This is a genomic window from Burkholderia sp. AU30198, assembly GCF_020419825.1.
In the GTDB taxonomy this organism is placed as follows: domain Bacteria; phylum Pseudomonadota; class Gammaproteobacteria; order Burkholderiales; family Burkholderiaceae; genus Burkholderia.
The window spans coordinates 280,967-306,726 of sequence record NZ_JAIZSA010000006.1; the positions used below are offsets into that span (position 1 = coordinate 280,967).

Sequence of the window (25,760 nt, forward strand, 5' to 3'; positions counted from 1 at the left end):
GCCGGCCGGCCCGATGCGCGTGACGTGTCGTCAGTGGTGAGCTTCGCCGCGTTCGAGCGGCAGGATCAGGCGTTCAGGAATGCTGCGGCGCGATGCACGCGCGCCGATGTAATACAGCATGGCCGGCACGACCAGGCCGAGGATCCACGAGATGTCGGTGCCGCCGAGCGCGTCGACGAGCGGGCCCGTGTAGATGTGCGTCGACATGAACGGCAACTGCACGAGGATGCCGACCACGTAGATCGTGATCGCCATCACGTTCCAGCGGCCGTAGCGGCCGTCCGGATCGGACAGCGCCGGCACGTCGTAGCGCGAGCGCGTGAAGCAGTAGTAGTCGACCAGGTTGATCGCGCTCCACGGCGTGAAGAACGCGAGCAGGAACAGGATGAACGCGGTGAATTCCTTCAGGAACGAATGGCGGCCCGCGAGCGCGATGAGCGTCGATACGCAGATCATCCCGAAGATGTAGACGAGGCGGCTCTTCGACGACACGGCGCCCTTGCCGCGAAAACCGCTGACGATCGTCGCCATCGACATGAAGCTGCCGTATGCGTTGAGCGCCGTCACCGTCACCTTGCCGAACGCGATGCTGAAGTACAGCAGCGCGGCCACGGCGCCCGTCGAGCCGAGGCCGACGATATACGACACTTCATGGTGCGCGAACTGGCTGCCGGCCAGTGCTGCCGCAAACACACCGAACACCATTGCCGCCTGCGCGCCGATCACCGAGCCGAGGCCGACCGCGACGAACGTCGCGACCGACGATGTCGAGCGCGGCAGGTAGCGCGAATAGTCGGCGACGTACGGGCCGAACGCGATCTGCCACGACGCGGACAGCGACATCGACAGCAGGAAGCTCGCGAGCGAGAAATGCTTGTTCGCGAGCAGCGCGCCGACGTCGTGGTTCGCGAACAGCTGCGAGAACATGTAGACGAACGCGGCGATGCCGACCACGCTCGCGATCCGGCCGACCGCATGGATCGCGCGATAGCCGAACACGGTCAGCACGACGATCACGGCCGCGAACAGCAGGATGCCCGCCGCGTCGTCGACGTGCAGCAGCTGCGCGACAGCCTGCCCGGCCAGCACCGAGCCGCTGGCGGAGAAGCCGATGTACATCAGGCACACGAGCACGATCGGGATCATCGCGCCATAGACACCGAACTGCACGCGGCTCGAGATCATCTGCGGCAGCCCGAGCTGCGGCCCCTGCGCACCATGCAGCGCCATCACCGTGCCGCCGATGAACTGGCCGAGCAGCAGCGCGACCAGCGACCAGAACACGTCGCCGCCGAGCACGACCGCAAGTGCGCCCGTGACGATGGCCGTGATCTGCATGTTCGCCGACAGCCACAGCGTGAACTGGCTCAGCAAGCCGCCGTGGCGCTCGGCGTCGGGAATGAAGTCGATCGAACGGACTTCGATCAGGCCGCCGGCTTTTCCACTGGGATTCGTTGACACGAGGAAATCTCCAAAATACTAAGGATCACAAATTGTTTGGACGAGACAGGAATCTGCGAGCCGCCCTTTCGGCTCTGCGGGTGCGGGGCGCCGTGGATCGCCGGCATGCGCCACGCACGCATGGTCTGCGCACTGGCGCGCAAGCGGCACGACGTGTGCCGACATTGCCAGCGGATGATCTTGTATATACAACTTGCCAGATATCGGTGATTACCCGGCATCGGACGATTTTTGTAATTGTCCGAACAATCGGGATGCGTTCGACGCATCCAGTTGAAAGTAAGGCGTCTTGAAAATGAAAGGTCAGCTGCCCGCGGACGGAACCTGATCGGGCTCGGCCGTCATGTCGGCGGCGGGAAGCAGGTTCAGCATGCGCCGCGCGGCCTCGATGTCGCGCACGTGCAGCCATTCGTCGTAGTCGTCGCGGCGCAGGATCACGACGCCCCGCTTCTCTTCGCCGGGCCGATGCATCCGCGCGAACAGCGGGTGCGTGTCGGCGTTCACCGTGAGCATCGCCATGCCCACGCGCTCGCGGCCATCGTCGCCTTCGTAGCGCCGCCAGATGCCAGCGACACAGCACGGTTGCCAGCCGTCGACGCCGATCCGGTGCCACACGTTGCGACCGGTTTCGTAGCACGGCTCGAAGATCCAGTGCACCGGAATCAGGCAGCGCTGGCCGTTGCGCCACGCACTGCCGTAGAGCCGCGACGAGCCGACCGTTTCCGCCCGCGCGTTCACCGTATCGAGTTTCTTTTTCTTACGGCCGTGCTCGTCGACCCGCTCGGGCTGCATGAATTTCGGCCAGAAGCCGAACACGGCCGCGACGACCTCCAGGCGATCGCCATCTGCGCGCGCGACCGGCGCCGCGTAGTCGGGATACACGTCGGGTGCCCATGGGTCGCGGCGGTACAGATCGCCGATACCGATCTTCAGTTCGCTGATGCCCGGGTCTTCATCGGGGGCGCGGTAGTGGGTGCACACGGCTCGGCGGTCGATCGAAGCAATGGTTCCATCGTAGGTCAGCGTCGGTGCCGCGGTCGCGCTATCGTTTTGTATGACGAAACAGTTTTACGATTCGACGATGCGCCGGGAGCGTTCCGGCGCCTGCCGTCACGCGTGCTGCCCGATCCGCAGCGTCAGGATTTCGTCGCCCGCGTCGTCGAGCGTCCCCGTCGGCGTCCAGCCCAGATGCCTGTAGAAGCCGTGCGAGCGCGACGCCGGATCGGTCGAGCACCCGAGGAACAACGACGTGAAGCCGTTCGCCGCGAACGCGTCGACCACCTGCCGCAGCAGCCGCTTGCCGATCCCCGCCCCCTCGTACTCGGGCAGGATCGCGAGCACGACGATCTCGCCCGAATCGGTGTCGCCGAAACAGTAGCCGACCATGCGCCCGCTCGCGCAGCAGACATGGCCCGAGAACAGGCCATCCCGGATCCCGTCGCCCCAGCTTTCGACGGTGATGCCGAGGTCGCGCAACTGCGCTTCGGTGAACGCGTTCTCGCGCGTCTTGCCGCGCAGCGCGATGCACGCGGCCGCATCGTCGGGAACGGCCTTGCGCCAGGTGAGTTCAGTCATCGTTCGATTTTTCCAGGGTCCGCCGCCGGCGCGATGCATACAGGCAGATCAGCTCCAGCGCGATCGTCGCGCCGGCCAGCGACGTGATTTCCGCATGATCATACGGCGGCGACACTTCGACCACATCCATGCCGACCAGGTTGATGCCTTCCAGGTGACGCAGGATCTCGAACGCCTGATGGCTCGACAGCCCGCCCGAGACCGGCGTACCCGTGCCCGGCGCGAATGCCGGATCGAGGCAGTCGATGTCGAACGTCAGGTACACGGGATGATCGCCGACCCGCTCGCGAATGCGCGCGGCGACCGCGGCGGGCGTCGACGCATGCACCTGGCGCGCATCCTGGATGTCGAAGCCCATCGGCTCGTCGTTGGTCGTCCGGATGCCGATCTGGGCCGACCGTTCGGGCACGACCCACCCTTCCCGCGCCGCGTGATAGAACATCGTGCCGTGATCGATGCGCTTGACGTCGCGGTCGGGCCACGTGTCGGTATGCGCATCGAAATGCACGAGCGACAGCGGCCCGTGCACCTTCGCATGCGCCTTCAGCAGCGGATACGTGATGAAGTGATCGCCGCCGAGCGTCAGCATCGCGCAGCCGCGCGCGAGGATCGCATCGGCATGCCGCTCGATCGCGCCCGGCACCGATTCGGGCTGCCCGAGATCGAACGCGCAATCGCCGTAGTCGACCGCGGCCAGCACGTCGAACGGATCGAACGACCACGGCCACGGGCGCTCCCACGCAATGCCCGTCGATGCGATCCGCAGCCCGCGCGGGCCGAAGCGCGTACCGGGCCGGTGCGATGCAGCGGAATCGAACGGCACGCCGGTGATCGCAAGGTCGACACCCTCGAGGTCGCGGCTGAAACGCCGGCGCATGAAGCTCGTCGCGCCCGCGAAGGTCGGTTCGGCCTGCGTGCCGTAGAGGCTGTCGCGCGTGAACGCGAAATCGTTCTGGCTCATCGTCGGATTCCTGTCTGAAGGGGAACGGCCGCACGGCTGGCGACCTCGTGCCCGATTGTGCCGCCGCGGCATCCGACGAAAAATATGAACTAACATAAGCCGACTTCACAAAACGCGATGTATCGCCATGCTGACCCGATTGAGAGACATGGATTTGCAGCTGCTGCGGCTCTTTCTGACGATCGTCGAAAGCGGCGGCTTCAGCGCCGCGCAGGGCACGCTCGGGATGGCGCCTTCGACGATCAGCACGCAGATGGCCAAGCTCGAGACGCGTCTCGGGTTCCGGCTGTGCGATCGCGGCAAGAGCGGCTTCCGGCTGACGCCGAAGGGCGAACGCGTGCTGCAGTCGACACGGCGGCTCCTGCACGCGATGGACGTATTCACGCGCGATACCCAGCACGTGTCGGGCACGTTGCTCGGGGAACTGCGCATCGGGCTGTCCGAGCGGCTTGCACCGGACATCGTCGAATCGATCGCGGCGGCCGTCGGCGGCTTCCGCGAACGGGCGCCGGACGTACTGATCGAGATGGTCGCGAACCCGCCCGACGAGCTGGAGCGCAGGCTGCTGAAAGGCGAACTGCAGCTCGCGATCGGCTATTTTTCCGGCCACCAGGCCGGCCTGCACTACGCGCCGCTGTTCGTCGAGCACCAGTCGCTGCACTGCGGCGCCCGGCATCCGCTGTTTGCGAAAAAAACCGTGTCGGTCAACGACATTGCCCGCGCCAGCAACGTCGCGCGGCTCTACAAGACGCACACGTCGGGTGCGGCGCCGCGCAACGCGCAGCCGACCGCGTTCTCCGAAAACGTCGATGCCGACGTGATCTTCATCCTGTCCGGCGCGCATGTCGGCTTCCTGCCCGACCACGTCGCGGCGCCGTGGGTTGCCGCGGGGAAGATGCGCCGGCTGCTCGCGAGCAAGCTGAGCCATACCGTCGAATTCCAGCTCGCGACACCGAGGAACTGCGACGGCAGCGAGGCGCTGGAGGCATTCACGGCGGCGCTCGCCGACCAGTTCGGCGGGCTCGACGGTGTCGCGGGCCAGTGACCGACGCAGGCCGGGCGGGCCGCGTCAGACGAGCCGGTTCGACGCGATGACCTGCACACCCGGCCGCGCGTCGATCGCCGCGTCGACCATCGCGCGGGCGATCCGCGACGCGGGATTCACGCGCCACTTCGCCGGCAACACAGGGTGGGCCAGGTTCAACGCGGACACCAGCAGCCGCTCGCCGAACCTGAATTCGTCGCGGCTGCCGCCGATCAGGCCGGGCCGCACATACGTGAGCGACGCGAACCCGACGCCGGCGAGCGCCTGCTCGACCTCGCCCTTCACGCGGTTGTAGAAGATGCGCGACGCCGGATCCGCGCCAAGTGCGGAATTCAGGACGTAAGCCGGTGTGCCGTAGCGATGCGCGAGCCGCGCGACCGCGAGCGGATAGTCGTGGTCGACACGACGGAATGCCGCCTTCGAGCCGGCCACCCGCATCGTGGTGCCGAGCGTGCAGATCACGGCATCGGCATGCCACCAGTCGGCCGCATCGGGCAGATGCTCGAAATCGACCTCGAGCGCGCGCATTTTCGGGTGCGGCGACAACGGGCGGCGCGCGAGGACGATCACCTGATCGACCCGCGCATCGGCGAGCGCGACTTCGAGGACGTGACGCCCGACGAGTCCGGTCGCGCCGACGAGCAGCAGTTTCATGTCCGGTTTTTCCGTGTGGAGCCGGTACTGGCGGGCGCAAACGGCCCGCTTCCGGCTTCCTACATGATCGTCGGCCGCCTCGGCGCCGGCAACCTTTCAACATCTCTAAAAGTTACAGGGCGCGCTTGTTTCGGCGGGCAGCCCGCTACGACCCGGCCGTCTCCTGGCGCGACAGGCTCGGCGCGACACCCGTCCAGCGCTTGTAGGCCTGCGAAAACGACGACATGTCGCTGAATCCCAGTTCCTGCGCGATTTCCTTGATCGACAGCCGCCCTTCGGCAATCAACGCCTGTGCGCGAGTCTTGCGCACCGTGCTCGATATATCCCGAAAGCACGCGCCCTCTTCCTGCAGCCGGCGCTTCAACGTGCGCTCGCTCGTGTTGAGCAGCGTCGCGATGTCCTTCAACTGCGGCGGCCGGTCGAACGGGCGCGTGGCCAGGTATTCGTTGAGAAACGATACGAGGTCGACGCGCGTCCGCCTGCGCGTGATCAGCTCGGCACACATGCGCTCGCACATCGCCGCGGTCGCGGCATTCGCCTGCGGCAACGGCCGCTCGAGGTGTGCATGCTCGAACGTGAGCGTGTTGGCGGGCTGGCCGTGCCGGATCCTCGCGCCGAGCACCGGCTGCGTCGCGTCAGGGCCGGCGCCAAACGCGAGGTCGAACGTCGCGAGCTCGAACGCGCTGCCGATCACGTCGCGCAGCACGCGGCACGTCGCGCCCATCGCACGCTCGACGAAAAAGCGCTGCACGTCCGCGGCGAGCTCCGGCGACGCGTCGAACCGAATCGCGTCGTGCGGCCCGACCCGGCGGAACGTCATCCCGACGAACGTATAGGTCAACGCCAGGTAGCGGCCCGCGAGCGCGACCGCGTCCATGCCGGTCGCACTGCTCAGGAGCCCGTACCCGAGCAGCCCGTACGCCGAAAGCTGGTACGACAGGCCGACCTTGAGGCCGACGCCGGCCTCGCCGGCAGTCAAATCGAGCAGGTTCGACGCAACGGCCAGCTCCTGCGCGGCCAGCACCGTGAAATCCGGGTCGGCGAGCTGCTTCAAGGTGAGCTGCGACCCCTTGAGCAACGCCGGCGGCGCGATCTTGCGGTCGCGCCCGAATTCGATCATCAGCAGGACGGAAGCCGGACTGCGGGCAAAGTTCCAGACATTCATCAGACGCCTCGCGACGTGGGTTGGCCTAGATTCTAAAGCGGTTGGCCTGCCCCAGCATGGATCGCGCGAGCCCGTGCGCCGATGATGAACGACATCGCAACCCGCACGGCGTCGATCACCATGAAGCTCTCTTCGCTCTTTCGCCCGGCCTGCACTTTATTGCTGGCCGCCGGCCTGACGGGCGCTCCGCTCGCGCCGGCACGAGCTGACGATGCCGTTTCGCCCAATCCACCGGAGTCCGCCACCATGCCCAAGACCTACGCAGACCAGCCCGTCTGGCGCGACATGCAGAAATTCCTTCCGACCGACTTCCAGTGGAAAGACGGCCAGCAACCGACGGAAGAATGGTGGTCGTGGCACGGCCATCGCATGCATCTCGACACGTACCGCAACCCGCAAGCGCGGGTGAAGGTGATCCTGTTCCACGGCGTGGGCACCAACGGCCGGCAGATGTCGATGATCCTCGGCGAGCAGCTGGCGCGCCGCGGCTACGAAACGATCGCGGTCGACATGCCCGAATACGGGATGACCGAGGTCGCCAGGGGCGCGCTGGTTCGCTACGACGACTGGGTGCGTGCCGGCAGCGATCTGATCGACGCGGAGCGCGCGAAGGACGACCGGCCGATCGTGCTCTACGGGCTGAGTGCGGGCGGCATGCTCACGTATCACGTGGCCGCGCTGAACGGCAAGGTCGCGGGCATCGTCGGCATGACGTTCCTCGACCAGCGACTTCAGCAGGTGCGCGACGAAACCGCGCGCAACGTGTTCATGAGCCGCGTCGGCGGCACGATGATGCATCTCACCGCGATGACCTCGCTGAAATCGATGCGCGTGCCGATGACGCTCGCCAGCAAGATGTCCGCGCTCGTCAACGACCGCGATGCGCTGAAGGTGTGGCTGTCCGATCGCACCTCCGCCGGCAATGCGATGACGATCGCGTTCCTCGATTCCTACATGTCGTACCGGCCGGCGGTCGAGCCGGAGGATTTCGCCGTGTGCCCGATCCTGCTCACGCAACCGGCCGCGGACCGCTGGACGCCGCTGCACCTGAGCGAACCGTTCCTGCAGCGCATGCGGAAGGTGCCCGTGAAGGTCGTCATGCTGGAGAACGCAGGCCACTATCCGCTCGAACAGCCGGGGCTGTCGCAGATGGTCGAGGCGATCGATGCGTTCTATCGCGAGGTGACGGCGCAACACGCCGACTTCCGCGCGCCGTCCTGACGAGCCGTGCACGCGCCGGTGCGAAAGCCGGCACGGCAAACGGAAAGCCGCCGATGCGCACGCTGCGCATCGGCGGCTTCGTGTCACGCGCGATACGCGTCAGACGTGCAACGCATGCCCCAGCGCGCGCAGCGCGGCTTCCTGCAGCGCTTCGCCGAGCGTCGGGTGCGCATGGATCGTGCCGCCGATGTCCTCCAGCCGCGCGCCCATCTCAAGCGACTGCGAGAACGCCGCGGCCAGCTCCGACACGCCGCGCCCGACCGCCTGCCAGCCGACGATCAGGTGGTTGTCGCGCCGTGCGACGACACGCACGAAGCCGTCGGTCGCCTGCAGCGTCATCGCACGCCCGTTCGCCGCGAACGGGAACGACGCGCTCACGCAATCGACCTCGGCCGCACGTGCGTCGTCCGGCGACCAGCCGGCCGTGACGATCTCCGGATCGGTGAAGCACACGGCCGGGATCGACGCGGGCATGAACTTGCGGCGCTTGCCGGCGATCAGCTCGGCGACCATCTCGCCCTGCGCCATCGCGCGATGCGCGAGCATCGGCTCGCCGGCAACGTCGCCGATCGCCCAGACGTTACGCATCGACGTCCGGCATTCGTCGTCGATCCACAGCGCGCGACCATTGCGATCGAGCGGCAGCGATTCGAGCCCGAAGCCGTCGACGCGCGGCCGGCGGCCCACCGCGACCAGCACGCGATCGGCCTGCAGCACCTGCTCCGCGCCGTCGGCGGCCTGCACGCGCACCGCGCCGTGTTCCGCGAGTCCGAGCACCTTGTGGCCGAGCAACAGCCGCACGCCCAGCCGCGCGAGCGAATCGGCGACCGGCCGCGCGAGTTCGGCATCGTACGCGGGCAACACGCGCTCCGCCGCTTCGACGACGCTGACGTCGACACCGAGCTTGCGATAGACGATCCCGAGTTCGAGCCCGATATATCCAGCCCCGACGACGACCAGCCGCTTCGGCAACGTCGCGGGCGACAGCGCCTCGGTGGACGACACGACATGCCCGCCGAACGACATCGACGGCAGCGCGACGGGTTCGGAACCGGTCGCGAGCAACAGGTGCTCGCAGCTGATTCGCGTCGTATGGCCGCCGGCAACGACGTCGACGGTCTTGCCGTCGATCACCTGCGCATCGCCGTGCAGCACGCGCACGCCGTTCTTCTTGAGCAGCGCGCCGACGCCGCGCGTCAGCCGGTCGACGATGCCGTCCTTCCATGCAACGCTTTTCCCGATGTCGATCTCGGGCGTGCGCACGCGGATCCCGAGCGCGCCCTCGCCCGCGTGGCCGCGGGCCTGTTCGAATGCGTCGGCCACATGGATCAGCGCCTTCGACGGAATGCAGCCGATGTTCAGGCATGTGCCGCCGAGCCGGTCACGCTCGACGAGCACCGTCGGAATGCCGAGCTGGCCGGCGCGAATCGCGGCGACGTAGCCGCCCGGGCCGCCGCCGATCACGAGCAGCGTGGTGTGTTCGTTCTTCATTGCGTTATCACTCCACGAACAGCAGTGCCGGGCGCTCGAGCACCGCGCGCACGGCCTGGATGAATTCGGCCGCATCCGCACCATCGACGACGCGATGGTCGAACGACGACGACAGGTTCATCATCTTGCGCGCGACGACTGCGCCGTCGCGGATCATCGGCCGCTCGACGATCCGGTTCACGCCGACGATGCCGACCTCGGGATGATTGATGACCGGCGTCGACACGATGCCGCCGAGCGCGCCGAGGCTCGAGATCGTGATCGTCGAACCGCTCAGCTCATCGCGCTGCGCGCGGTTCGCGCGCACGGCATCGGCGAGCCGCGCGATTTCGGCGGAGATCGACCACACGTCGCGCGCTTCGGCATGACGCAGCACGGGCACGGTCAGGCCGCCGTCCGTCTGCGTCGCGACGCCCATGTGCACCGCACCGTAGCGCGTGACGACACCCGCTTCGTCGTCGAAGCGCGCGTTGATCTGCGGGAAGTCGCGCAACGCGATCACCATCGCACGGATCAGCAGCGGCAGCGGCGTGAGCTTGCCGCGCGTGTCGCCGTGGCGGCGATTCAGTTCCGTACGCAACGATTCGAGCTCGGTGACGTCGATCTCCTCGACGTAGCTGAAGTGCGGGATGCGGCGCTTCGCTTCCTGCATCTTGCGCGCGATCGCGCGCCGCAGGCCGATCACCGGTACTTCGGTTTCGTCGTTGCGTTCGCCGTAGCCGCGCGCTTGCGAGCCGCGCACCGCACCGCTGCCGGAGCCTGCATATGCATCGAGGTCCGCGTGCAGGATCCGCCCTGCTTCACCGGTGCCGCGCACATAGCGCAGCTCGATGCCCATGTCCCATGCGCGCTGACGCACGGCCGGCGACGCGAGCGGCCGTTCGCCCGGCGCGAGCGCAGCGCGCAACGGCACTGCATGCTCCGTATGCCCGGCATGCTTCGCGTGACGCGGCTCCGCGCTCGCGTGCTTCGCCGCCGGCTTGGCAGATGATTCAGCAGGCGCTGCGGCCACCGACTTCGACGGCGCTGCCGCGACCGGTGCGGTTTCTACCTTTGATTCTCGCACCGGTGCACCGGCCTTCAGGTTGCCGTCGCCTTCGACCTCGAGGCGAATCAGTTCGCTGCCGACCGCCATCATCTCGCCGATCCGGCCGCCGAGTTCGAGCACCTTGCCCGTCACCGGCGACGGAATCTCCACCGCCGCCTTGTCGGTCATCACATCGGCGAGCGGCTGGTCTTCCTTGATCGTCTGCCCGACTTCCACGTGCCAGGCCACCAGCTCGACCTCGGCAATCCCTTCGCCGATATCCGGCATCTTGATGACATGAATCCCCATCTCAGGCCTCCATCACGCGTCGCAACGCTTCACCGACCCGGGCCGGGCCCGGAAAGTACGCCCACTCCTGCGCATGCGGATACGGCGTATCCCAGCCCGTCGTGCGCTCGACCGGCGCTTCGAGGTGGTAGAAGCAATGTTCCTGGACCAGCGACACCAGTTCCGCACCGTAACCGCAGGTGCGCGTCGCCTCGTGCACCACGACGCAGCGTCCGGTCTTGCGCACCGACGCGACGATCGTGTCGAGGTCGAGCGGCCACAGCGTGCGCAGGTCGATCACCTCCGCGTCGATGCCCGTCTCCTCGGCTGCGGCAAGCGACACGTGCACCGTGGTGCCGTAGGTCAGCACGGTCACGTCGTTGCCGGGCCGCACCACGGCGGCCGTATCGAGCGGCACCGTGTAGTAGCCCTCGGGCACCGCGCTTGCCGGATGCTTGAGCCACGACGTGACCGGCCGGTCGTGATGGCCGTCGAACGGCCCGTTGTACAGCCGCTTCGGCTCGAGGAAAATCACCGGATCGTCGTTCTCGATCGATGCGATCAAGAGCCCTTTCGCGTCGTACGGATTCGACGGCATCACCGTGCGCAGCCCGCACACCTGCGTGAACATCGCCTCCGGGCTCTGGCTGTGCGTCTGGCCGCCATAGATGCCGCCGCCGCAGGGCATGCGGATCGTCATCGGCGCGATGAACTGGCCGGCCGACCGATAGCGCAGCCGCGCGCCTTCCGACACGATCTGGTCGGATGCCGGGTAGAAATAGTCGGCGAACTGGATCTCGCACACCGGGCGCAGCCCGTATGCGCCCATCCCCACCGCCGCGCCGACGATCCCGCTTTCGGAGATCGGCGCGTCGAACACACGCGACTTTCCGTATTTGTTCTGCAGTCCTTCGGTACAGCGGAACACGCCGCCGAAATAGCCGACGTCCTGCCCGAACACGACCACGTCGCTGTCGCGCCCGAGCATCACGTCCATCGCCGAGCGCAGCGCCTGGATCATCGTCATCGGCTGCGTTGCCGTGCCTGTCTCTTGTTGCGCCATGATCACGCTCCCAGTTCCTGGCGCTGACGGCGCAGGTGCGCGGGCAGCTCCTTGTACACGTCGTCGAACATCGAAGCCGGCGACGGAATCCGGTCGTCGGCCAGCGTGCCGTATTTCTCCGCTTCCTTCTGCGCGGCGATCACCTCCGCTTCGAGCTCGGCCGTCAGCGCTTCATGTGCGCTGTCCGACCAGATGCCCTTGACGATCAGGTGGCGCTTGAAGCGCTCGATCGGATCGCCGAGCGGGAAATGGGACCAGTCGTCGCTCGGCCGGTACTTGGTCGGATCGTCCGACGTCGAATGCGCGCCCGCACGGTAGGTCACCCACTCGATCAGCGTCGGGCCCAGGTTGCGGCGCGCGCGTTCGGCGGCCCAGCTCGACGCCGCATAGATCGCGAGGAAGTCGTTGCCGTCGACGCGCAGCGACGCGATCCCGCAGCCGACGCCGCGCCCCGCGAACGTCGTGCCTTCGCCGCCCGCGATCGCCTGGAACGTCGAGATCGCCCACTGGTTGTTGACGACGTTCAGCACGACCGGTGCGCGGTACACGTGCGCGAACGTGAGCGCGGTGTGGAAGTCGGATTCAGCCGTCGCGCCGTCGCCGATCCACGCGGACGCGATCTTCGTGTCGCCCTTGATCGCCGACGCCATCGCCCAGCCGACCGCCTGGATGAACTGCGTCGCGAGGTTGCCGGAAATGGAGAAGAAGCCCGCGTCGCGATCCGAATACATCACGGGGAGCTGGCGGCCTTTCAGCGGGTCGCCTTCGTTCGACATCAGCTGGCAGATCATCCGTTCGAGCGGCACGTCGCGCGCGATCAGGATGCTCTGCTGGCGGTAGGTCGGGAAGCACATGTCGCCGTCGCGCAGCGCCATCGCGTGCGCGGTGCCGATCGCCTCTTCGCCGAGGCTCAACATGTAGAAGGAGATCTTTTTCTGGCGCTGCGCGATCATCATGCGCGCGTCGAAAATGCGGGTCTTGAGCATCGCGCGCAGGCCGGCGATCAGCCGCGCATCGTCGAGATCCGGTGCCCACGGGCCGACGGCCTTGCCGCTGTCGTCGAGCACGCGCACGAGGCTGCGGGCGAGATCGGCGGTGTCCGCCGCGGCAACGTCGATCGGCGGGCGGCGAACCGCACCGGCCGGCGATAGATGCAGATAGGAAAAGTCCGTCTTGCAGCCCGGGCGCCCGGTGGGCTCCGGCACATGCAGACGCAATGGCTCTGACAGGCTCATCGTGTCGTCTCCACGCTCGATTGTGTCTCACGCTGATTAGGAACGCGCGGCCGGTTGCCGGCCTGCGCGCTGACTGGCGTGCGGATAGGCACGTCAATCTTTCCAATTTAGGCAATATGGGGCCAGCCGTCGATGACCAACCCGCTCGACTGCGGTGAGCAGATTTGCCATGTCGGGTGCGAGAGGGGCGCCATGCGGGCCCCGACCGGTGTCCCGGCGTTGCCGTGCCCGGGCGAATCGGGGCCTGACGGGAAATCACGGATGTCGCGACGACCCATGCAGGGCGAGGACCGGATGCGCCGGACAACGCCGGTATGCCGCGCCCGAACGGGCGGCAGTCGATATCAGGGGCATGTCGATCGCCGACGAAGGCCGCCGATCGATGTGACCCATTCGATCACTATGCAGGCGCGGAGCGCGGCGAGTCGGCCACGCCCGCTTGCGGGGAGAACCCTCCCCGCATCTCCGGGCACCCTTGAGCGTCAGTGGCTTTGCGCGGGCGTGAAGACGCCACGAAAGCGCATCTTCCCGGACGCGAGGCGGTCATAGGCTTCCGTCGCCTGGTCGAGCGAGAACGTCTCGACGATCGGCTTGACCTTGCCTTTGGCGGCGAGATCCAGCACTTCGCTCAGGTAGCGCAAGCCGCCATGCGTGGAGCCGATGACCTGCTGGCGCATCATGTGGAACGGCTTGCGCTGCGACGCGATCGAGAACGGCTTGCTGAAGTCGAGCCCGCAGAGGATCACCCGGCCGTCGACCCGCACGCCCGTCATCGCTTCCTCCGCAGTACTGAACTCGTTGGTCGTGACCAGCAGGACATCCGCGCCACCCAGGTCGCGCAGCTCCGCGCCGTTTGCGACGACCCGGTCCGCGCCCAGCCCGATCGCGAGGTCGCGCTTGTCGGCCGAATGCGTGATCGCGATGGTCTCGAAGCCGCACGCGCGGGACAGTTGCAGCGCCACGTGCCCCAATCCGCCGATGCCGAGCACGGCCACCTTCTCGTGCGGTTGCGGCGCCGCATCGCGCAAGCCGCTCCATGTCGTGTAGCCCGCGCACATCATCGGTGCGGCATCGACATACGCCAGAGCGTCGGGCAACAGCACCGTGCCCTCGGCCGCGACGGCGATGTACTCGGCATGCCCGCCCTGCGATGCGAACCCGGTGGTCCGCGGCGCATCGCAGTTCACGGCCGTCTGGCCGGAAAGCGGACGATGCTCGCGGCAGTACGGGCAGCGCCCGCATGCGGACTGCACCCACGTCGTGCCGATCCGGTCGCCCACCCGGCGCGCATGCACGCCCGCGCCCACTTCGACGATTTCGCCAACCACCTCGTGGCCCGGTGTCTGCGGGTAGATGTCACCACCGTAGCCCTGCGTGGCCCACACGTCCGTGTAGCACATCCCCGACGCGTGCACCTTCACCAGCACCTGCCCCGGACCGGCTTCCGGCACCGGCACTTCCTGCACTTCCCAGGGCCGGTTGGCCCCCGTCATCACGATCGCCTTCATCTTCATTGCCTGCTCCTTGATCAACCGAACGCAGGGCCTAGTCTAGAAAAGGCGCATTATCATGACAATCTCGCCAATCTTTACGTCACGATGAAATCAGCTCATCAATTGAAAAGCGGCGATCTCTTCTCGCTCAATGTGTTCCTCACCGCGGCGACGCACCTCAGCTTCCGCACGGCATCGGTCGAGCTCGACGTCACGCCGTCGGCGATCAGTCATTCGATCAAGAGCCTCGAGCAGCGCCTGGGGGTACGCCTGTTCAATCGCACCACGCGCAGCGTGTCGCTGACGGACGCCGGCGAACGGCTCGTCGACAAGCTCCGCCCGGCGATCTCGTCGGTTGCGGAGGCGATGCTCGCGGTCGACGGGATGCGCGACACGCCCAGCGGCACCGTGCGCATCAACGCCAGCGAAGGCGCGATCCGCCTCGTGCTGAAGCCGGTGCTCGCGCGCTTCCTGCGCGACTACCCGCAAGTCCATCTCGATATCGTGACGGACGGCAAGCTCGGCGACATCGTCGCCGGCGGGTTCGACGCGGGGATCCGGCTGGCCGAAGCGGTGCCGCAGGACATGATCGCGGTGCGCGTGTCCGATCCGGTGCGATTCGCCGCCGTCGCGTCGCCGGCCTATTTCGCCGCGCATGGCCGCCCCGACGTGCCGCAGGACCTGGACCGGCACGACTGCATCCGCTTTCGCTTCGACAGCGGTGCGATCTACCGCTGGGAGTTCGAGCGCCGCGGCGTCGTCGAAACGGTGAACGTCAGCGGCCCGCTCACGCTGACCGACCAGCCGTTGATGGTCGACGCCGCGATCGACGGGATCGGAATCGCATTCGTGCCCGACCATCTCGTCCGCGATGCGCTGGCCGACGGGCGGCTCGAACGCGTGTTGGCGGACTGGTGCCCGGTCATGCCGGGGCTGTGCCTGTATTACCCCGGTCATCGCCATGTTTCGGGCGGGCTGCGTGCGCTGATCGACAGGGTGCGGGTTCAATCGCCCGATGCCAATCGAGCGGCATCGCAACCGGCGCAACGCCGCAAAAGCAGGAAACCCGCGAGCGACTGATTGCCTGCGGATTGTCGGATCGTCGCCGAATCGCACGGCAGTCCATCCGAGCAGCGCGCGGATGCGGTGCGTTCCACCGGCATCCTGCGGTTCACCCGCATGGCGCCGCAGCAACCCAATGTGAGCCGGTGCACCGCGCTTCAGCACGATACCGTGGTGCGACGCCGTATGGCGCAACGCTTCCGGAACGGGTCGGCCCGCGAAACAAACGCGAGTATCCAACGCGTCGTCATGCATCAATAATGGCTGTCGACCTTCGTATTCGGCGCCTGATATGCAGCGCCGAGCCTTCCTGAAAGGAGACGCCCCGATGCTGGATTCCGACACCGCATGCCTCCTCGCACGCTACAACGACTGGGCAGACCGCACGCTGTTCGGTGCGCTGGAGAATGTGCCGATGCACGAGATCGTTGGCCCGAGCAACACGCTGTTCGGCTCGCTACTGGCGACGCTGAATCACAACTATCAGGTCGATCTGATCTGGCATGCGCATCTGACGGGGCGCCAGCACGGGTTCAGCTCGCGACGCGACCTGCTGTGCCCGACGCTGCCGGCACTCGTCGCCGCCCAATGCAACGCCAATGAGTGGCTGATCGAATGGGTCGACGGGCAGGATGCCGCGATCCTTGCGGAAACGGTGTCGTTCGCATTCGTTTCCGGTCGCGCGGGGCAGATGGCGCGTGGCGCGATGCTCTTGCACCTGTACAACCACAAGACGTACCACCGTGGCTGGGTGTGCCAGATGCTGTTCGAACTTGGCGTGACGCCGCCGGAGACCGACCTGCCGGTCTATTTGAGTCGATGATGACGGAACGCGCCGGCGAACCGTCCGGCGCCCCGCTTGCATCGCATGCTGATGCTCAGCTGCATCGATCGGCACGCACACCTAACGATGGCCGACATCCAGCATGTAGCCTTCGCCGCGAATCGTGCGAATCAGGCGCGGCTCCTTGATGTCCTCGCGCAACTTCTGACGCAGGCGCGATATCTGTACGTCGATACTGCGGTCGAAAGTGTCGATCGACTTGCCGCGCGCGGTATCCATCAGGTATTCGCGACTCAGCACTCGCCCCGGCGCGGCAAGGAACGCGTTGAGCAGGCGAAATTCCGCGTTCGACAACGGAATGACCGTATTGTCGGCGGCAATCAGGTGGCGGCCGATCTGGTGAAGCCGCCATCCGGCAAACCGGCTTTCCTCCTGCGCCCTCGTCCGGCCTTGCGTTTGCGCACGCACGCGGCGCAGGATCGTCTGGATGCGCGCGACCAGTTCGCGCGGTTCGAACGGCTTGACGATATAGTCGTCGGCACCCAGTTCCAGCCCGACAATCCGGTCGGTCATCTCGCCGCGAGCGGTCAGGATGATCAATGGAATCTCCGATGTCGCACGAATCTCGCGGCAGAGATTGAGGCCGTCGTCGTCCGGCAGCATCAGGTCGAGCACCACGAGATCGAAGCCGCCTTCCCCGAGCGCGTGATGCATTTCCGCGCCGGTGCCGGCTTGCGCGGTCGTCATGCCGAAGTCTGCAAGGCAGTCGCACAACAGGCTGCGAATCTGCGAGTCGTCGTCGACGACGAGAATACGAATCGCTTTGTTCACGGCGTCTTGTCTCCGATGTTGCGGCGGTGAGATGTGCCCCGCACTCATTATTGCCCGTCAATATAAGGGCTTTTTGCACGAATTGTTGCAGCGTTGAAATAATTGCCCCGGCACCTTGCCCCACAAGGTCATCCGGAAAAATCGGGATGCCTGACGAGCATTCGCGTCATGGATAACCCGCCCGGTATTTTCCCGAAGAGACGCCGCCGAGCATCGTCCGCCTGCGCCGCCCCGTCTGGTTTCGCGCGTCCTGCCGCAACATTGCCCAACCGGAAAGACTTTGTGTCAGCGCAGATACAAAGCCGATATGAACCAGAAATGCCCGGGTCTTAACGTGGCTCCCAAGTCATATCGACGCAGGAGACACGCGGGACATGAACTACGCACAACCCAAGCCACCTGTCCGGCGCATTGGCGGCATCGCCTTCGTGGTCGGATTGCACGCCGTGATCGTCTACGCCTTGCTCACCGGTCTCGCGACGAAAGTCGTGGACGTGATTCGTCAGCCGATCGAGACGCGGATCATCGAAGAGATCAAGCCGCCGCCCCCTCCACCACCGCCACCGAAGCGGATCGCCCCGCCACCGCCGAAGCACGTCGCGCCACCGCCGCCGTTCGTGCCGCCCCCGGAAGTGCGCGTCGCGGCACCGCCGTCGCCGAACACGATCACCACGCAATCGACCAAGCCTGCGCCGTCGGCACCCGTCGCGCCGCCGGCACCGCCCGCCGCTGCGGCGCCGGTGTCGACGAGCGTCGGCGTGGTGTGCCCCAACTCGACGCAGGTCCGCGCCGCCATTCGCTATCCGCGTGAAGCGCTCAAGGACAACCTGACCGGCAACGTCGTCGTGACCTTCGTGGTCGGTACCGACGGCAACGTCAAGGACCTGAGCGTGACCCAGTCGGCCGCGCCGGTCCTCGACAGGGCCGCGGAAAACGCAGTGCGGCAGTTCCACTGCGTCGCACAGGGCGAGGAAGTCCGCGTGCAGGTGCCCTTCTCTTTCAAGCTCGATTGACGGTGCCCTCGACAGCCGTTCCTTTTCTACTTGCCAACGCATTTCAGGAGACACTCATGATCAACCGTACCCGCAAGGCCGCCCTGGTGACGGCTCTGTTCCTCGCGGCCAGCGCCGCGCACGCCGCCACCGATACGGTGTCGAATCCCTATGGCCTCGATGCGCTCTGGAAAGGCGGGGATTTCATCGCACGCGGCACGCTGCTCATTCTGGTCGTCATGTCGATGGGCAGCTGGTACATCATCGTCGCGAAACTGCTCGAGCAAACGCGCGTGCTGCGCCGCGCGAAGGCGGCGGAAACGGGTTTCTGGAAAGCGGCCAGTCTCGGCGAAGGCACGAAAAAACTGGACGCCGGCAGCCCGTTCCGCTTCATCGCCGAAACAGGTCTCGCGGCATTCGACCATCACGAAGGCGCGCTGGTCGAACAGGTCGACCTCAACCAGTGGGTCGCGGCGGCCATCGAGCGGGCCACCACGTCGGTCTCGAGCCGCTTGCAGGACGGCCTCGCGTTTCTCGGCACCGTCGGTTCGACCGCGCCGTTCATTGGCCTGTTCGGCACGGTGTGGGGCATCTATCACGCACTGACTGCCATCGGCATCGCCGGTCAGGCGTCCATCGACAAGGTCGCGGGGCCGGTCGGCGAAGCGCTGATCATGACCGCGATCGGGCTGGCTGTCGCAGTGCCCGCCGTGCTCGGCTACAACTGGCTCGTGCGCCGCAACAAGGCGGTGATGGAGCGCGTGCGCGGGTTTTCGACGGAATTGCACATCGTCATCCTGACCGGCACGACCACGGCCGGGGCCGCCGCCGCGACCAAGGCCGCTGCCCTCACCCGCGTGGGGTGAACCATGGCCATGACCGTAGGCCCCCGCGACGGCGCCGAGCACGACGAGACCATGTCGTCCATCAACACGACGCCGCTGGTCGACGTGATGCTGGTGCTGCTGATCATCTTCCTCATCACGATTCCGGTGGTATCGCACACCGTGCCGGTCACGCTGCCCAAGGAAGCCGTGCAGCCGCTGCAAACGACCCCGCAGAACGTGATTCTCGCCGTGACGAAAGAAGGCGACGTGTTCTGGGACGAACGGCGCGTACCGGACGCGGCAACGCTCGTCGAGAAGCTCAAGGCGGTTGCGGTGCAATCGCCGCAACCCGAAGTGCACATCCGCGGCGATCTCGACGCGCGCTACGCGGCCATCGGCCGGGTCGTGTTTGCCTGCCAGCGGGCGGGCATCGTCAAGGTCGACTTCATCACCGAACCGCCGCCGCGCCAATGATCCCTCCACACCGACAAGGAGACCCAAGATGGCCATGACGATGCCCACCGGCAACGCCGACGAACCCGACGTGATGATCGAGATCAACACCACACCGCTCATCGACGTGATGCTGGTCCTGCTGATCATGCTGATCCTCACCATTCCGATCCAGACGAACGCGGTCAAGCTCGACATGCCGACCGGCGCGCCGCCGTCGCAACTGCAGACACCGCCCGTGGTGCAGATCGATATCGCGGCCGACGGCACCATCGCATGGAATGGCGAGACGCTGAGTTCGCGCGAGCAACTGGAAACGCGTTTGCACGACGTCGCCGTCAACCCCGCGCCGACCGAACTGCATCTGCGGCCCGACAAGGCGGCGCCTTACCGAGCCGTCGCCATGGTCATGGCGTCCGCGCAGCGGCTCGGCGCGAACCGCATCGGGCTCGTGGGCAACGAGCAGTTCATGCAGTAACCGCATTCTCATCACGGAGCCCTCATGTTCGACGCCAACCCCGACGTGCTCGCCCCCGTGGCGACCCCGAGCCCGCCATCGGAATCACCCGCCGGACCACTCGCGTGGTTCGGCCTGGCGATTCTCGTGATCGTGGCGTTCTTCGCGTTCGTCGACCGTCAGATGCTGATCCTGCTGACGGAGCCCATCCGCCACGATTTCGGGCTGACCGACACGCAAATCGGCCTGATGCAAGGCGCGGGCATCGCGCTGTTCGCCGGCGTGGCTTCGCTGCCGATCGGCTGGGTCGCCGACCGCGTGGATCGCCGTGTGGTGCTGGTCGCGTGCGTCATCGTCTGGAGCGCTGCCACCGCGATCTGCGGCATGACCACCCACTTCTGGCAGTTGTTCATCGCCACCGTCGGGCTGGGGATCGGCGAAGCCGGACTGGTGCCGGTGATCTACGGCCTGATTCCCGATCTCTTCCCTGCGCGCCAGCGCGTGCTCGCCAACGCGATCTTCGCGCTCGCCAACCTGTTGGGCTCAGGTGCGGGGATGGCGCTCGGCGGCGCACTGATGCACGGCATCGCGGCGGTGCACGGCGCGTTGCCGGTCGGGCTCGCCGATCTCGCGCCGTGGCGGCTCGCGTTTTTTGCGGTTGCCCTGCCCGCCCCCGTGCTGGTCGTGCTGGTTCTGCTCATTCGACCCGGAAGGCACGGCGACACGGAAGCATCCGCCGCGCGGCAGCGGCCATCCGCGCCGCTGCCGTCCGCACCGGTCTACTTCCGGCGCGAAGCCATCATGATGCTCAAGTTCTTCGGTGCCATCGGACTGGTCAATCTGTCGTTCGGCGGTGTGGCGACGTGGATGCCGGTCGTGGCGGTGCGAACTTTCGGCGCCACGCCGGCCGAAGCCGGCGGCGGCATGGGGGTGGCGGCGATGGCCGGTGGCATCGCGGGTTGCGTGCTCGGCGGACTCGTTGCCGGCCGCATGAAAGCGCGCTTCGGCGTGCTCGCGCCACTGCGTGTCTGCGAATGCGGCGCGCTGGTCGCCGGCGGCCTGTCGTTCCTCTATCTGGCGGTCGGCTCGCTTACGCCGGTCTACGCGCTCTTCGGCGCACAGCTCGCCTGCATGGTCGCCGGCATGGTGCTGTTTCCCACCATCATGCAGAACATCTGCCCTGCCCACCTGCGCTCGCGCGTGGCGGCGATCGGCGCGCTGACGACGATCGTCGTGCAATCCGGCAGCCCCGTGTTCATCGGCTTCATGTCGGATCGTCTGCACGCGTTCAGCCAGGGCTTGCTGGGGTCGATCGTCTGCGTGGCGGCGTTCGGCTTCTTTGCCGCCTGCATTCTGATGCGTGCGGCCGGCCGTGGCGTTCGCGAAGCAATCGAACGCTATGCGTAATTCCCTTCTTCCTCCTGCTCCCATGTCACCCCGCACACTCTCGCTCTCGCTGCGCATCGAACGTTGGCCGCTGGCGGCTCCCTTCCATATCACCGGCCACGTCATCGACGCCGCTCGCGTCGTGAGCGTGACCGTCGACGACGGGCACCACGCCGGCAACGGCGAAGCATCCGGGGTCTTTTACCTGGGTGAGACATCTGAATCCATCGCCGCGCAAATCGAAAGCGCCCGGGCGTCGATAGAAGCGGGCGTCACGCGCGCGCAGTTGCTCGACGTCTTGCCGCCCGGCGGCGCGTGCAACGCGGTCGATGCGGCATTGTGGGCGCTTGAATCGCAACAGCAGGCCGTGCCTGCCTGGCGCATCGCGGGCCTCTCCGCGCCGCGCCCGTTGCGGACCACGATGACGATCGGTGTGGATACGCCGAGTGCAATGGCCGGGGCCGCCCGGAGGCTGCCCCACGCCAGGGCGCTGAAGGTCAAGCTGGACGGCAGCGCCGCCGACGACGCGCGCCTCGCGGCAATCCGTGAGGCGCGCCCGGAAGTCACGCTCGCCGTCGACGCGAATCAGGGCTGGTCGCGCGCGCACTTCGACGCGATGCTCCCCGTGCTGCAACGGCTCGATGTCGGCATGCTCGAACAGCCGTTTGCGATCGGTGCAGACGCCTGTCTCGAACATATCGACTGTCCGATCCCGCTCGCGGCCGACGAATCGTTTCAGGATCTCGGTGATCTGCCCACGGTCGCGCGTCGCTACGACATCGTCAACCTCAAGCTCGACAAATGCGGCGGCCTGACGCGCGCGTTCGACCTTGCCACGCGAGTACGCGAAGCCGGCCTGTCCGTGATGGTCGGTTGCATGGCAGGCACGTCGCTGGCGATCGCCCCCGCCTTTCTGCTCGGGCAACTGTGTGATCACGTCGATCTCGACGGACCGATCTTCCTCGCCCGCGATCGCGAGCCGGGCGTCGCCTACATCGACGGCCTGCTGCACTGCCCGCCCCAGGTCTGGGGCCACGCGGGCGTCCCTGCTTCCTCTCACTGAGCTATCGACATGACATCGGACTCAACCGCCACGACGACGCAGCTCGACGCACTGTTCGCGCGTTATCACCACGCCGATGCACCCGGATTGATCGCCGGCATCGTCCATCGCGGCCAACTACTGTATCGGCGCGGTTTCGGCATGGCCAGCCTCGAACACGGCATCGCCAACACGCCGGCCACACGCATGCGCATCGGCTCGGTCAGCAAGCATTTCACCTGCCTCGCCGTGCTGCTCCTGTGCGAGCGCGGCGCGCTCGACGCCGACACCCCCATCGGCGCGTATCTGCAGGAACTGCCGCCGGCCGCGGGCCGACCGACGCTGCGGCAGTTGATGTCGCATCGCGGCGGGCAGCGATGCGCACTGGACCTGGCGCTACTGACGCAGGGTCTCGCCATGTCACCGCCTGGCGCGTTCCTGGCGTCGCAGCAACGTCAACGCGACGAAAATTTTCCGCCCGGAGAACGCATGATGTATTCGAACGGCGGCTATCACCTGCTTTCGCTCGCCGTCGAACGTGCGAGCGGGATGCGGTTCGCCGCATTCGTCGCGACCCATATCTTCGCTCCCCTGCTCATGCACGACACCGCGAGCGTACCCAACGACATGACACTCGAGCACGGCATCGCGACGATGCATATTCGTGGCAGCGACGGCGGATTCCGGCGCGGTATCTTTCCGACGTGGGAACTGCTGGGTGAAGGCTCGATCGTCTCGACCGTCGACGACATGCTGCGATGGACCGCGCACCTGCGATGCCGCGACAAGATCGTCGGCAACGCCGATACCTGGATCCAGATGCTGGCGTTGCCCGTGTTCTCCAGCGGTCAGCGTAGCCGATACTCGCTCGGTCTCACGCAGAGCCTCTATCGAGGTGTCGAGCTGATCCACCATTCCGGTGGCGTCGTCGGTGGAACGTGCCAGATGCTGGTGTCGGTGGCGCACGGGCTTGACGTCGTATTGCTCAGCAACGGCGCGCTCGACGCACCGCTCGAACTGTCGAAGCGTGTCGTCGACATCGTGCTGGCGGACGACCTGAGTGGCGATGGCCCACCTGTCGCGGCGCGCGCCGCCGATCATGTGGCGCGCCTCGGCAGTTACCGGTCGTCCCGCACCGGCGCCGTGTATGCACTGGAAGATCATGACGGCGCGCTGGTGTTGGCGGGGCCGCTTTGCCCCAGGCCGCCGATGACGCTCTACGACAGCGCCGACGGCCTGAACGACGTCCAGGTCGAAGCGGGCGGCGACGGGCCGCTGGCGTTGCGGTGGGGATCGTCTTGCACACCGGACGATCTCTCCAGCCTGCGCATCGTGCATTGCGGCCATGTCGACACGTTCGCACGCCTCGGCGAAGCACCTGCGATGACACCGCCTCTCGCCGCCGCGATGTCCGGCACATTCGCAAGCCACGATGCCCACGCCCACGCCGTCATTCGACTCGACAACGAAACCCTCGTTCTTCGCATGCACGGCGCGGTGGGCCGTTGCGACTACCGCCTCACGCCGCTGGCCCACGATGCCTTCCGGCTGGCGCCGGTCGATCCAGTGGACGTCATGACCGGAATCGTCACGTTGACCCGCGATGCAACGCGCGCAAACATCACCGGCTTTCGCGTCGATACGCCGCGCACCCGGCATCTGGCCTTCACGCGGGTGCACGCCGATGCCTGATGCGTGCCGGCGCCGAACAGCGCCGGCACGTATTCACATCGCCGACGCAAACGGATTCGACACGCGCGGCCAGTAGTTGAGGTCACGGTGCCGATAGTCCAGTTCGGCGAAGTTCACCGTGAGCGCACCGGGCGCAGCGACATGAAAGATGGCCTTCGAACGCGGCGCGAATTCGGTTTGAAAATGCTGCGTCGATTTCACGACCACCAGCTTCTTGCCGGCAAAGTCGATGCCAAGGCCGGTGAATGCGTCCACGCCCAGCACCTGGGTGCGAACCGAGATCAGCGCGATGTCGAGCCCGTTGTCCGCTTCTACCCACACCGCCCGGCCGAGCGGCTGCTCGAGACCCATGATGCTTTGCGTATGCCGCTCGACCACACTGCGCACCGTGACGCGCAGGTCCACCGGGTCCCCCGAGTACACACTGCATTTACCGCCGATGCGCAGATTCAGCGTTGCCCCGACACCCGCGTCCTTGCAGATCTGGATGGCGCCGAGATCCCAGAAGCACCCGATCGCAACATTGGCAATCCGTCGCTCGATCACGCGACGCAGAATGAACGTGCTGTCACACGGCGCGCCGCCGCCCGGATTGTCCGCGACATCCGCCAGTACGACCGGGCCGCCGTCGACCGCCAGCGCTCGATCCAGTCCGGCATCGATATCGAGCCATGCGGGGCGCGTCGCGTCGCGCAGCTCCCAGAACTCGCGCGCCAGTTGCGCCGCCAGCGCCTCGGCCTTGGCGAGATCGCTGTCCGTCACCACCCAGAGTTTCGCGCCGGCTTCCGGCACGTCGCCCCATGGGAACCCGTGGCCGAGCGACACCGACAGCACGCCGTCGCGTCCTTCGAACGACTTCATGCGCCGAACAAACCCCGCCATCGGTTCGCCGGTGGTGTGCCAGGCACCGACCATCCGGCAGTCCGACACGCCGATCGTCGGGCGGATGCGTCCGGCAGCCATCTCGAGCGCCAGCCGATAGGCTTCGCGCGCCCGATCGACGGCATCGACATGCGGATACTCCTTGTACGCAATCAAGACATCTGCCGATGCCTTCATCAATTGCGTGAAGTGACAGTGCGGGTCGAGCGTGACCGAGATCGGCACGTCGGGGCCGACAATGGCGCGAACGCCGGCGAGCAGATCGCCTTCACAATCGTCGTAGCCCTCCGCCACCATCGCGCCGTGCAGCAGCAGAATCACGGCATCCAGCGGCAACGCAGCCTTTACGCCATCGAGAATTTCGTCTCTCAGGGACGCGTAGACCGCACGAATCGTGCGGCCGGACGGCTGGGCTTCGGCACACAGACCTTCAACGATTTCGTGACCGTCGCTCTCCGCGAGGCGCCGCACTTCCGCAAGCACATGCCCCATGCCATCGGGCTCGCGCACACTCGCGTCGCCATGAAAAATGGTGAACTCTTCGAAGCCGCCCCATCCGGTCGGGCACGGGGCAAAGGTATTGGTTTCCGTCGAAAGCTGAGCCGTGAATATTTTCATGACGAGGTCTGCCGAAAGGGATTGAAGGGCGTGGAACGACTATAAGCACGCGCTG

The 25,760-nt window shown here is 66.5% G+C and carries 24 protein-coding genes; 11 read left to right on the plus strand and 13 right to left on the minus strand.

From position 1 onward, the window contains the following. Nucleotides 1-30: 30 nt before the first annotated feature. The 4 genes from LGN19_RS16190 to speB form a co-directional block, all read right to left on the minus strand. On the minus strand, nucleotides 31-1,461 hold the full coding sequence (locus tag LGN19_RS16190; RefSeq protein WP_226215918.1) for a purine-cytosine permease family protein: 1,431 nt from the start codon (nucleotides 1,459-1,461) through the stop codon (nucleotides 31-33). 303 nt (nucleotides 1,462-1,764) lie between these two features. Then, the gene (locus LGN19_RS16195) at nucleotides 1,765-2,442 is read right to left on the minus strand and encodes an SOS response-associated peptidase family protein (RefSeq protein WP_226215920.1); all 678 of its coding nucleotides are present in this window, start codon (nucleotides 2,440-2,442) and stop codon (nucleotides 1,765-1,767) included. Nucleotides 2,443-2,571: 129 nt separating this feature from the next. Next, on the minus strand, nucleotides 2,572-3,036 hold the full coding sequence (locus tag LGN19_RS16200; RefSeq protein ID WP_174957221.1) for a GNAT family N-acetyltransferase: 465 nt from the start codon (nucleotides 3,034-3,036) through the stop codon (nucleotides 2,572-2,574). Beyond that, nucleotides 3,029-3,997 carry an agmatinase gene (speB, locus tag LGN19_RS16205; protein WP_122944949.1) on the minus strand — a complete coding sequence of 323 codons (969 nt, stop codon included), beginning with the start codon at nucleotides 3,995-3,997 and terminating at the stop codon, nucleotides 3,029-3,031. The genes LGN19_RS16200 and speB overlap by 8 nt, the downstream gene beginning before the upstream one ends. 127 nt (nucleotides 3,998-4,124) lie before the next feature. Between speB and LGN19_RS16210 the strand changes: the two genes are divergently transcribed. Continuing rightward, nucleotides 4,125-5,042, plus strand: coding sequence for a LysR family transcriptional regulator (locus LGN19_RS16210; RefSeq protein WP_226215921.1), 918 nt, complete (start codon nucleotides 4,125-4,127; stop codon nucleotides 5,040-5,042). 24 nt (nucleotides 5,043-5,066) lie between these two features. Here the strand turns inward: LGN19_RS16210 and LGN19_RS16215 are convergent, their stop codons facing one another. Together LGN19_RS16215 and LGN19_RS16220 are read right to left on the minus strand one after the other, a co-directional pair. After that, the gene (locus LGN19_RS16215; protein ID WP_226215923.1) at nucleotides 5,067-5,696 is read right to left on the minus strand and encodes an NAD(P)H-binding protein; all 630 of its coding nucleotides are present in this window, start codon (nucleotides 5,694-5,696) and stop codon (nucleotides 5,067-5,069) included. A gap of 145 nt (nucleotides 5,697-5,841) precedes the next feature. Further along, nucleotides 5,842-6,861 carry an AraC family transcriptional regulator gene (locus LGN19_RS16220; protein WP_226215925.1) on the minus strand — a complete coding sequence of 340 codons (1,020 nt, stop codon included), beginning with the start codon at nucleotides 6,859-6,861 and terminating at the stop codon, nucleotides 5,842-5,844. A gap of 81 nt (nucleotides 6,862-6,942) precedes the next feature. Between LGN19_RS16220 and LGN19_RS16225 the strand changes: the two genes are divergently transcribed. Continuing rightward, on the plus strand, nucleotides 6,943-8,082 hold the full coding sequence (locus LGN19_RS16225) for an alpha/beta hydrolase (protein WP_226215927.1): 1,140 nt from the start codon (nucleotides 6,943-6,945) through the stop codon (nucleotides 8,080-8,082). Between the two features lie 99 nt (nucleotides 8,083-8,181). On the opposite strand, the gene lpdA is transcribed toward LGN19_RS16225, so the two are convergent. The 5 genes from lpdA to LGN19_RS16250 form a co-directional block, all read right to left on the minus strand. Continuing rightward, nucleotides 8,182-9,573, minus strand: coding sequence for a dihydrolipoyl dehydrogenase (gene lpdA, locus LGN19_RS16230; RefSeq protein WP_226215929.1), 1,392 nt, complete (start codon nucleotides 9,571-9,573; stop codon nucleotides 8,182-8,184). A gap of 7 nt (nucleotides 9,574-9,580) precedes the next feature. Further along, the gene (locus LGN19_RS16235) at nucleotides 9,581-10,909 is read right to left on the minus strand and encodes a dihydrolipoamide acetyltransferase family protein (protein ID WP_226215931.1); all 1,329 of its coding nucleotides are present in this window, start codon (nucleotides 10,907-10,909) and stop codon (nucleotides 9,581-9,583) included. A 1-nt stretch (nucleotide 10,910) separates the two neighbouring features. Further along, nucleotides 10,911-11,951 carry an alpha-ketoacid dehydrogenase subunit beta gene (locus LGN19_RS16240; protein WP_043182180.1) on the minus strand — a complete coding sequence of 347 codons (1,041 nt, stop codon included), beginning with the start codon at nucleotides 11,949-11,951 and terminating at the stop codon, nucleotides 10,911-10,913. Nucleotides 11,952-11,953: 2 nt separating this feature from the next. Beyond that, complete coding sequence (locus tag LGN19_RS16245; RefSeq protein WP_175032861.1) at nucleotides 11,954-13,186, minus strand: 3-methyl-2-oxobutanoate dehydrogenase (2-methylpropanoyl-transferring) subunit alpha; 1,233 nt, start codon at nucleotides 13,184-13,186, stop codon at nucleotides 11,954-11,956. Between the two features lie 482 nt (nucleotides 13,187-13,668). After that, nucleotides 13,669-14,700, minus strand: a complete 1,032-nt coding sequence (locus LGN19_RS16250; RefSeq protein ID WP_226215933.1) for an alcohol dehydrogenase catalytic domain-containing protein — start codon at nucleotides 14,698-14,700, stop codon at nucleotides 13,669-13,671. An 84-nt stretch (nucleotides 14,701-14,784) separates the two neighbouring features. On the opposite strand from LGN19_RS16250, the gene LGN19_RS16255 reads away from it, so the two are divergent. Further along, nucleotides 14,785-15,759 carry a LysR family transcriptional regulator gene (locus LGN19_RS16255; protein WP_226215935.1) on the plus strand — a complete coding sequence of 325 codons (975 nt, stop codon included), beginning with the start codon at nucleotides 14,785-14,787 and terminating at the stop codon, nucleotides 15,757-15,759. 310 nt (nucleotides 15,760-16,069) lie between these two features. Beyond that, nucleotides 16,070-16,564 (plus strand): DinB family protein, encoded by a 495-nt coding sequence (locus tag LGN19_RS16260; RefSeq protein WP_226215937.1) that lies wholly within the window; start codon nucleotides 16,070-16,072, stop codon nucleotides 16,562-16,564. 81 nt (nucleotides 16,565-16,645) lie between these two features. Here the strand turns inward: LGN19_RS16260 and LGN19_RS16265 are convergent, their stop codons facing one another. Further along, nucleotides 16,646-17,356 (minus strand): response regulator, encoded by a 711-nt coding sequence (locus tag LGN19_RS16265; RefSeq protein ID WP_205169303.1) that lies wholly within the window; start codon nucleotides 17,354-17,356, stop codon nucleotides 16,646-16,648. A gap of 374 nt (nucleotides 17,357-17,730) precedes the next feature. Here LGN19_RS16265 and LGN19_RS16270 point away from each other — a divergent pair, with 374 nt between their 5' ends. Genes LGN19_RS16270 through LGN19_RS16300 form a run of 7 tightly spaced genes read left to right on the plus strand, consistent with a single transcriptional unit; the run spans nucleotide 17,731 to nucleotide 24,205 of the window. After that, nucleotides 17,731-18,369 (plus strand): energy transducer TonB, encoded by a 639-nt coding sequence (locus tag LGN19_RS16270; protein WP_226215939.1) that lies wholly within the window; start codon nucleotides 17,731-17,733, stop codon nucleotides 18,367-18,369. 56 nt (nucleotides 18,370-18,425) lie between these two features. After that, a complete protein-coding gene (locus LGN19_RS16275) occupies nucleotides 18,426-19,214 on the plus strand; it encodes a MotA/TolQ/ExbB proton channel family protein (protein ID WP_226216032.1) in 789 nt (262 codons plus the stop codon). Nucleotides 19,215-19,217: 3 nt separating this feature from the next. Continuing rightward, nucleotides 19,218-19,649, plus strand: coding sequence for an ExbD/TolR family protein (locus tag LGN19_RS16280; RefSeq protein ID WP_122944932.1), 432 nt, complete (start codon nucleotides 19,218-19,220; stop codon nucleotides 19,647-19,649). Between the two features lie 28 nt (nucleotides 19,650-19,677). Then, the gene (locus LGN19_RS16285; protein ID WP_122944931.1) at nucleotides 19,678-20,106 is read left to right on the plus strand and encodes an ExbD/TolR family protein; all 429 of its coding nucleotides are present in this window, start codon (nucleotides 19,678-19,680) and stop codon (nucleotides 20,104-20,106) included. A gap of 24 nt (nucleotides 20,107-20,130) precedes the next feature. After that, the gene (locus tag LGN19_RS16290) at nucleotides 20,131-21,492 is read left to right on the plus strand and encodes an MFS transporter (protein ID WP_226215941.1); all 1,362 of its coding nucleotides are present in this window, start codon (nucleotides 20,131-20,133) and stop codon (nucleotides 21,490-21,492) included. Between the two features lie 22 nt (nucleotides 21,493-21,514). Beyond that, nucleotides 21,515-22,534: a dipeptide epimerase gene (locus LGN19_RS16295; protein WP_226215943.1), complete on the plus strand. Its 1,020-nt coding sequence runs from the start codon at nucleotides 21,515-21,517 to the stop codon at nucleotides 22,532-22,534. A gap of 9 nt (nucleotides 22,535-22,543) precedes the next feature. After that, nucleotides 22,544-24,205: a serine hydrolase domain-containing protein gene (locus tag LGN19_RS16300; RefSeq protein ID WP_226215945.1), complete on the plus strand. Its 1,662-nt coding sequence runs from the start codon at nucleotides 22,544-22,546 to the stop codon at nucleotides 24,203-24,205. A gap of 33 nt (nucleotides 24,206-24,238) precedes the next feature. On the opposite strand, the gene LGN19_RS16305 is transcribed toward LGN19_RS16300, so the two are convergent. Then, nucleotides 24,239-25,705 carry a M81 family metallopeptidase gene (locus tag LGN19_RS16305; RefSeq protein ID WP_226215947.1) on the minus strand — a complete coding sequence of 489 codons (1,467 nt, stop codon included), beginning with the start codon at nucleotides 25,703-25,705 and terminating at the stop codon, nucleotides 24,239-24,241. Between the last annotated feature and the right edge of the window lie 55 nt (nucleotides 25,706-25,760).